The organism is Petrotoga halophila DSM 16923 (assembly GCF_002924615.1).
The window spans coordinates 872-9,169 of the sequence record NZ_JALY01000244.1 but is presented as its reverse complement, the minus strand read 5'-3'; the positions used below and the strand labels follow the sequence as shown (position 1 = coordinate 9,169).

The window sequence follows — 8,298 nt, the reverse complement described above, 5'->3', positions numbered from 1 at the left end:
TGCCCTTCTAAGGAAGAGTAAAAGGCTTTGCCCCGTAGCCCGCCCCATCTAAGGATAAAGGTGTATTTACCACCTCTACTAAAATTATTCAACCGTGACACTTTTTGCCAAATTCCTTGGTTTATCTGGGTCCAATCCTTTTTGTACCGCTATGTAGTAAGCAAACAGTTGTGTAATGGGTGCAACTACTAACGGTATTAAAGGTTCGGAAATAGAAGGTACATCGATGTAATCATCACATATTTTTTTTGCTTGTAGATCATCTTTTGGGGTTAAAGCTATAACTCTTGCCCCACGCGCTTTTACTTCCATAATGTTGGAGATCATCTTCTCTCTCAACTTCCCTGTTGGGACTATTGCAAAAACTGGAAAATTACCATCCAATAGGGCTATTGGACCATGTTTTAATTCACCCGCTTGATAGGCGATGGCATTGATATAACTGATCTCTTTTAATTTTAAAGCGCCTTCCAAAGCTGCGGGAAAACCAAAAACCCTACCTATATACATCATATCTTTGAAGTTTTTATACTTCTTTACTAACTCCATCATGTGACCGTTTGTTTTATCTAAGATAATCCTAAACAATTCTGGCATCTTCTCAATGGTTCTCATTATGTCATCCAGCTCTTTGTTTTTGTAACCTTTCCAATAGATAAGTTGGGCAACTAAGGTGTAAAGCAAAACTATCTGTGCAGTATAAGTTTTTGTTGCGGCAACCCCTATCTCCGGACCAGTGTTGAGATAAAGAACTGCGTCAGATTCTCTAGAGATAGTGGAACCGACTACATTACTTATAGCTAATACATATGCACCCTTTTTCTTTGCTAATCTGACCCCCTCTAGCGTATCTATAGTCTCCCCAGATTGAGATATAGCCAACACCAAAGTATTACTATCTATTGCTGGATTCATGTATCTGAACTCTGATGCAACCTCTATGTCAAAATCAATATCTGAATATCTATTCATGAAGTATTTTGCAGCCAAACCGGCATGATAACTCGTACCACATGCAACTACATACACCTTTTTCATTTGGTTCTTAACAAAACTTTCTAAAGATTGTACTTCTTTTATCTGTGGTTTTCCATCTTTTAATCGACCAACCAAAACAGATTCTAATGCTATCGGTTGCTCAAAGATTTCTTTCAACATGAAATGTGGATATCCTGATTTTTCTGCCAATGATTCATCCCAGGTTATACTTATTGGTTTTTTCTCAAGGGGAACCCCATCTAAGTTAAATATTGAATAACCTTTAGGAGTTAAAATGGCTATCTCACCGTCATTCAAAAAGTTCATCTCTTTTGAATATTTCAATAAAGGAGTGACATCTGAAGCTAACATGGTTATATTTTCATTACTTGAAATCACTAAAGGGCTACCTTTTCTTGCAGCTATGATTTGATCGGGTTTGTCTTTATGAACAACCGCAATAGCATAAGCACCTTCCAGTTCCTTCAAAGCTCTTAAAACTGACTCAAAAAGATCTCCGTTGTATTTATCTTCTATCAAATGAGCGATAACTTCGGAATCGGTTTCTGATTTAAAGATATGACCTTTAATTTCAAGACCTGTTCTCAATTCTTGAAAGTTCTCTATGATACCGTTATGTACAACAGCTAACTCTTCTTTACAATCCAAATGCGGATGAGAATTTTGCTCCGAAACAATGCCGTGCGTTGCCCATCTTGTATGGGCTATTCCAGAATAAAAGCTTTCTTCTAATAACCCTTCATTTAATAGTAATTTTTCAATTTCGCTAATTCTTCCTGGCTTTTTTAAGTATTTTATAGAATGATTTACATTGTAAGCTAAACCTGCGGAATCGTACCCCCGATATTCAAGTTTTTTTAACCCAGAAATAAGTTCTTCAACTTTTACTTTTCTATCTGAAACAAACCCTACTATCCCACACAATTTTTAAACCCCCTATTAAATCTCAATCTTTTTGATCAAGTCAAATTTAGCCGCACGGTAAGACACATACAATGCATTCGCTATCGCTTCAGCGTCTGAAGACCCATGCGCCTTGACTAAAACACCGTTAACTCCCAAAAAGAATGTTCCTCCATAACTTCTATAATCAATCTTACTGACCAAAGACTTTAAGGAACCTTTTAGAAACAAGGCTCCTAATTTTGTGAATAACCCACCTTTTTTAATCGTTTCTTTCAGTTCGTGTAGGATAAAATAAGCTGTGCCTTCCATAGTTTTTAACACGTTGTTACCAGTGAATCCATCTGTAACTATTATATCACACGTGTCATCAAACAGTTCACGTGCTTCTACATACCCAACATAATTAAAAGTCTTTTCTTCTTTTAACAAATTAGAAGCTTCCCTAACTATTGAATTTCCTTTTTCGTCTTCAGAACCAATGTTTAAAATCCCCACTCTCGGATTTTCAAGATTCAAAAATTTAGCATAAGCTATTCCTTCTCTTGCAAAATCGTAAAAGTGTTCAGCCTTTACTTCGGCATTCGCCCCTGCATCTACTAAAATTTTTGGTTTATTTGATTTAGAGGGAAGCGCCAAAACCAAAGCAGGCCTTTTTATACCGGGAAGCCTACCAGCAACAAAAGTACCACTTGAAAGCAACGCACCGGTGTTCCCCGCACTCACAAAAGCATTCAATTCTTTATTTTTCAACATTTCGCAACCTACGTACATGGAAGATTCCTTCAATTTCAAAACTTCTGTTGGTTTTGTTTCGTTACTAACCGAGTTTTTGGCTGGTACAATTTTTAAATTTGATATTTTATCTAAATCTTCCTTTGAAATTTCATTTCCCACTAAAACCAATTCTTCAGGGGAAAGAAACTTATTCTTCAAAGCAAAAAGTACGCCCTCAACAACAGAGTGGGGCGCATTATCACCGCCGTATAGATCTATACCTATTTTTACACTGTCCATTGGCTTATTCACCTATTTCTAAGATTTGTTTATCACCGTAATACCCACAATTCAAACAGACACGATGCGGTAATTTTGGCTCTCCGCATTTTGGACATTTTACAACGTTAATCTTGTATGCAGAGTAAAATTTTGCTTTTCTTGAATGTGTTCTACTTCTTGAAGGTTTCTGTTTTGGTGTTGCCATCTATGTTTCCCCCTTTGGTATTTTGTATCAATTTGATTTTTCATCATCCAGTAATTTTTTTAACATTACAAAACGCGGGTCGATCTCCTCTGTTTCACAAGAATGATTCGGATTTTCGTTTAAATCAATCCCACAGATAGGACATAACCCTTTGCAATCTTCTTTACAAAGTGGAACTTCTGGCACTGATAATATTATAGTCTCTATTACTCGATTTGTCAAATCTATTGATTGACCATCATAGTAAATGAGATTATCCAATGTTTTTAACCGCTCAGTTTTCGACAAATATTTCTCAAAGCTCCTACTCAAATATACGGCTTCAAAACTTTCATCTATCCAATACTCAATGGGTTTCAAACATCTCGAACAATGAAGCTGGACCATAGTTTCAATTTTACCACTTACTAATACTTGACTGTCTCCTTTCTCCAAAGAAACATTTAAATCTATTGGGGCAAGTATTTTCGCCTTTTCAGAAGGTAGTTCAATTTCTTTCCAGTTTCTAATGATGATTTCTCTATCTAATATCTTTTCAAAAGATTCTAATTCAATTATAAGGTTTTTATTTTTCAATTCTTCATTAAACATTATTCTCACCTCAACGGTTTTATTTTACTTCAAAAAGGTTTATCATATACAAAATAATTGTTAATTTTTGAATAATAAAAAAAGAGGCAGGAATTAACCTACCTCTCGAGCGTCTGCTTACAAAATTTATCTTTAAACTGCAGGGGAAACTGTGAAAACAAAATTTCCAACCTTATCGTTGTATTCTCCGCTTTTTAAAAGTGATTCTTTTATTTCGGGATTGCTATCGAGTACTTGTTGAAAATTGAATCCCACTTGAACAGTTTTTTCAATAACTCCATACAATGATTCGTTACTATCAATAGAATAATTATAACTGCTATTCAACAATTCAAACAATGCTTGGTTCTGTTCGTTAAAACTACCTTCTTCGGCATCAAATTCAACCTTAAGTTCAAAAGCTGTATTTGCTACGATTTTTACCTTAACCTCTTCACTTTTGTTTTCAGGAGATGACAAATCTAATTCATATTCTAAACTCTCTTTATCAGCAGAGTCAATTGCAGCATAGCTGGGAACGCTAATATAAACAGGGATATTAACACTATCAGAAGTTTGAGAAAAAGAAATAACGCTTATATTTATAACCAACAACATTGTTAAAAGAACGCCCCGAGCGGGGTCAAGGAGAACGTCCCGAATGGAGTCAAGGTTATAAAAAATTGTCTTTTTCATTACACTCGCCACCTCTAATAAAAATCTAGTAAAATTATACTAAATAAAAATAAAAATGTCAAGTCTTTTATTATTTTTTTAAAGCTCATTAAAAGCTAATTATAACCATTTTTATTGAATTTTTATTGGAAAAATTAAAATTATTTGTACAAAATGAGGTATAATTTAGAAAGAAAATTATTAGGAAGTGATTAAAATGAAGAAAATAATTGTCTTTTTAACTTTTTTGTTCATAACTATAAGCATATTTTCAACAAACAATTATTTCGAATTCAAATTAGATGAGGGCCATTACAAGTACCAGCAAATACTAGTTGATGTTAAGCAATCGAGCGTTTCTCGCGTAGAATTACAACTAGATAGTGATTACGAATTTCTTAAAAGTTATTTCAACCTTTCAAGTTGGGGAAGTGGAAATACTTATACAATACAACTAGGGTTTAATGTCCAAACATTCTGGCAAAATAATAACCAAAAAATTCTAGCAATGTTTAAGAATGGTCTTTTATCTTCTTCAGGCACAAAAATAGGAGAAGTTTTGCTTTTTGACTCAAACGGGGACCAGTTAGATTTTGTTGATATTTATTTTGTAGTCGATGACTTTTTTGTGGACTATAACGTTTCAAACGATATAGTTTTTGAATTCTCCCCGCCTTATCCAGGTAGTGGGCCATGGTACGATCAAAAAATTTCTAAACTATCTCTAAAGACTAACTTACTTCCCCTTCATGTTTATGTTGGCGTAGATTATTTAGATGGATTTGATTTTCTATCTGAAGATAGTTATTTACAATTTTTAAGTTCTCCTAATATTTATTTAAATAATCCAAATGTAGAGTTCGACGTAAAAGTTGGCTCTAATTTAGGTAAGCTATTCAACAATTATGGAAGTTTATTACAAGAAAAATATATTGCGGCTGGTTCTCCTGAAGAAGGGCTTCACGTCGCAAATGTTGTTATTTCTATCCCGATGGAAGGGAGATATTTTAGATATTATATAGTCCCAGTTTATTACAAGATTCCTGAACCAAATATTGAAATTACGATAGGGGGAAGTCTTGATTTGACATTTGACCCAGCTAACCCACAAAATGATTATATTTCTTCAGTACCTGTGTCAATAAATTCAACAGTCCCTTCTTATTTAGTCAATCTTTCACTTGTGATTTTTGAGGATTATGATTTTTTCAATGATTATATCAAGTTATCAAACGATCCATTAATGTCTGTAAATGCTGAAAATTATGAATTTGACTTACAATTAGAAGCAAACTTTGCAGATTTGTGGAATGAGAAGAGAGAATTAATTCTATCCCACTTTGCTGATGATCTATTGACCGTCAACGAAAATATGCATATTGGAAATGTGTACATAACTCTCTCTGCTTCCTCTACAAATTAAGCAATTAATAATTTATCTTTCTTACTTTTCTCTCATCTAATTAATTCGTTAACAAAGATAAAAACCAAAAATTGAAGAGTTTTATTATTAAACGATAAAGATTTTTTTATCGTTTTTTTGTATTTTTTGATTGATATTTTATTTACAAAATTATAATTCTAAAGAAGTGAGGTAATTCAATTATGAATTTATTCAAAAGTGGCATATTTATTATTTTAATTATACTAATAATTATCCTTTCTTTTTCATCGCAGCAGGTTACCGTGGCGGTCTATTTAACTGTGCCTGAATTTTTGAGAATCACTAATTTAAGCAAAGAATCATTACAGTTCACTATAGATATGAGCTCAAATCAACAAGTATTTGGTGATAAACTTTCTTTCGAAGTTCATGCTAACGTAGATTATCTTTTAGGTATAAGCTTTAATGTGGAAGAAGATTTGTCTGAAGCAGTAAAAACACTCATTGAAGAAACTTATGAATCTTACATTACAGATAACTCAAACAATCTGGTCACAAATGCAGAATCAATACCTACCATTGAAAGAGATAAAGGTATCCAAGATTACTGGCTTTTTTTCGAAATGGATATGAGATTATTTTCGAGTGTATACTTACCTGAATTTGAAGGATATATAGGGGATGTCGAAATAACTGTTTCAAAGTTGTAGGATGTTATAAAATGTTAACATAAATTCTGATTAAATTTTTATTGAAAATTAATTGTCTTCTTATTACTCAAATTATAATTTGAATAGAATGCTTTTTTATAATACGTACATAAGGGGGGGACGATGTCAACCATCAAATATATATTAATAGTTATTCTTTTTATTATCATATCATCATTCATATTTTCTATAAACAAAGAGGCTACGGTTCCTATATATTTGACTGTGTCTGAATACTTGAAAATTACCGGACTTTCTGACGAACCTCGCCTAGACTTATATGCTGATGTGTCAAATTGGCTTTCATGGGTAGAAGATGACTTGGATTTTTCAGTGGAATCCAATATCCAGTACACTATAGGGGTAGATTTTGATGTTCTGGATCCGGATGATTGGACAGAAGAAATACTGAATGATCTTTTAAAATTTCATAAAATCATTATTCAAGATCCGCAAGGAAACACTGTCATAGAAAAAGAGGGAGAAAGCGGCAACGGAACTTCGGGTACATTACAACCTGGTAATGATAAGTATAAACTTACTTTCAAACTGTGGGTATGGGGTGGAATTGTTTTCACCTTCACTGAAGGCCAAATTGGAAACATCCAAATAACGGTTTCAAGTATCTAAAATTGTAACATAAATTCTGATTGTATTTTTATTAAAAATTATTATGGTTTTATTATAGCAAGTATAATTAAATTAGAAAAGTAAAATAAAAATAATTCAAAAAACAAAAAATTTTAAAAGGGGTGGAAAATTATGAAAAAAGTTTTAGGTTTGGCAGTTTTGATGATGGTGATGTTGATGTCAGTTGCGGGCTTGGCAGTTTCTGATTATGTTGATGTTCCTGTCTATTTGAATGTTCCAGAGTTTGTGAGATTGTCAGTAGATTCTTCAAGTCCTGATAGCCAGTTCGATTTAGTTTTTAATCCTGCAACTCCTGCAAATCCTTCAGATACTGTAAAGCTCTTAGCTGAGGCAAACGTGAGTTATAATGTTAATCATTCAGTAACCCCTGTGACAGGCTATAGCAGTTGGGCTAATAAATTACAAATTGCCATAGACACAAGCGTATCAGGTTTTGGGGGAGCAGGAAATGTCGTTTTTGATGTTACTGCAACATTAGATGTTTTAGGTAACTTAAATCTAGGTTCACTTACCACAAATACAAAGATTGCAGATGTAACCTTTACCATCACTTCGCTCTAAGAGTTTTGAAAGAACATTCATAAAAATATTCTACACGTATTCAATTACCCCTTTTCGCAACTAAAGCACATAAAAAGGGGTAATTTTATTGATAAAAAGTGCTCTTTATTCCCGTGAATAAGATATTAAAGGCTCCAAAATTACAAATTATGATATAATAGACACAAAAAAGGGGATAGGTAATAATTATGAAGAAATTTTATATCATATCAATTATTTTTTTGCTTTTTACAACCTTTTCTTTTACTCAGATAACCGTTTCACCCCTGTCTGTTGAAAAAGACGTCAGGGCAGGGGAAGAATTTGTTGCCACTATAAACGTCATTGGAGGCAACACTACACAAAACGTCAATATAGAGCTTTACCAACTGAGTCAAGACTTAACTGGAAATTTTGATTATGTAGAAGCAACTCCAGATAACTTTCTATATTCAAATTGGATTGAGTTTCCAAACTCCATCACCGTTTCCCCTCGCTCAACAACACCTGTTGAAGTCGGTGTAAATATCCCTTCAAACGCTTCTTTTGGGACTTACAATTTTATCCTTATGATTACCCCAGAAGTTGAAACTAGTGGAACGATAGGAATAATTATAAGGTATGCGATAAGAATAACAGCTCATGTGCAAGGAACCGTCATA

The 8,298-nt window shown here is 33.4% G+C and carries 10 protein-coding genes; 5 read left to right on the top strand and 5 right to left on the bottom strand.

The features are described 5' to 3' along the window. Window positions 1-84: 84 nt before the first annotated feature. The 5 genes from glmS to AA81_RS11775 form a co-directional block, all read right to left on the bottom strand. Entirely contained in the window at window positions 85-1,923 is a 1,839-nt protein-coding gene (glmS, locus tag AA81_RS11795; protein WP_103079257.1) for a glutamine--fructose-6-phosphate transaminase (isomerizing), read from the bottom strand. A gap of 15 nt (window positions 1,924-1,938) precedes the next feature. After that, window positions 1,939-2,919: a phosphate acyltransferase PlsX gene (gene plsX, locus AA81_RS11790; protein ID WP_103079256.1), complete on the bottom strand. Its 981-nt coding sequence runs from the start codon at window positions 2,917-2,919 to the stop codon at window positions 1,939-1,941. 4 nt (window positions 2,920-2,923) lie between these two features. Continuing rightward, window positions 2,924-3,106 carry a 50S ribosomal protein L32 gene (gene rpmF / locus AA81_RS11785; RefSeq protein ID WP_103079255.1) on the bottom strand — a complete coding sequence of 61 codons (183 nt, stop codon included), beginning with the start codon at window positions 3,104-3,106 and terminating at the stop codon, window positions 2,924-2,926. 27 nt (window positions 3,107-3,133) lie between these two features. After that, window positions 3,134-3,697, bottom strand: coding sequence for a YceD family protein (locus AA81_RS11780; protein ID WP_103079254.1), 564 nt, complete (start codon window positions 3,695-3,697; stop codon window positions 3,134-3,136). A gap of 132 nt (window positions 3,698-3,829) precedes the next feature. Beyond that, window positions 3,830-4,372: a hypothetical protein gene (locus tag AA81_RS11775; protein ID WP_103899135.1), complete on the bottom strand. Its 543-nt coding sequence runs from the start codon at window positions 4,370-4,372 to the stop codon at window positions 3,830-3,832. Window positions 4,373-4,568: 196 nt separating this feature from the next. Between AA81_RS11775 and AA81_RS11770 the strand changes: the two genes are divergently transcribed. The 5 genes from AA81_RS11770 to AA81_RS14300 form a co-directional block, all read left to right on the top strand. Then, window positions 4,569-5,774: a hypothetical protein gene (locus tag AA81_RS11770; RefSeq protein ID WP_103899134.1), complete on the top strand. Its 1,206-nt coding sequence runs from the start codon at window positions 4,569-4,571 to the stop codon at window positions 5,772-5,774. 182 nt (window positions 5,775-5,956) lie between these two features. Next, a complete protein-coding gene (locus tag AA81_RS11765; RefSeq protein ID WP_103899133.1) occupies window positions 5,957-6,445 on the top strand; it encodes a hypothetical protein in 489 nt (162 codons plus the stop codon). 123 nt (window positions 6,446-6,568) lie between these two features. Continuing rightward, window positions 6,569-7,075, top strand: a complete 507-nt coding sequence (locus AA81_RS11760) for a hypothetical protein (RefSeq protein ID WP_103899132.1) — start codon at window positions 6,569-6,571, stop codon at window positions 7,073-7,075. A gap of 177 nt (window positions 7,076-7,252) precedes the next feature. Further along, window positions 7,253-7,657 carry a hypothetical protein gene (locus AA81_RS11755; protein WP_146050391.1) on the top strand — a complete coding sequence of 135 codons (405 nt, stop codon included), beginning with the start codon at window positions 7,253-7,255 and terminating at the stop codon, window positions 7,655-7,657. A 188-nt stretch (window positions 7,658-7,845) separates the two neighbouring features. Beyond that, window positions 7,846-8,298, top strand: a 453-nt coding sequence (locus tag AA81_RS14300; RefSeq protein WP_169999775.1) for a hypothetical protein, incomplete at its 3' end; no start/stop codon positions are given.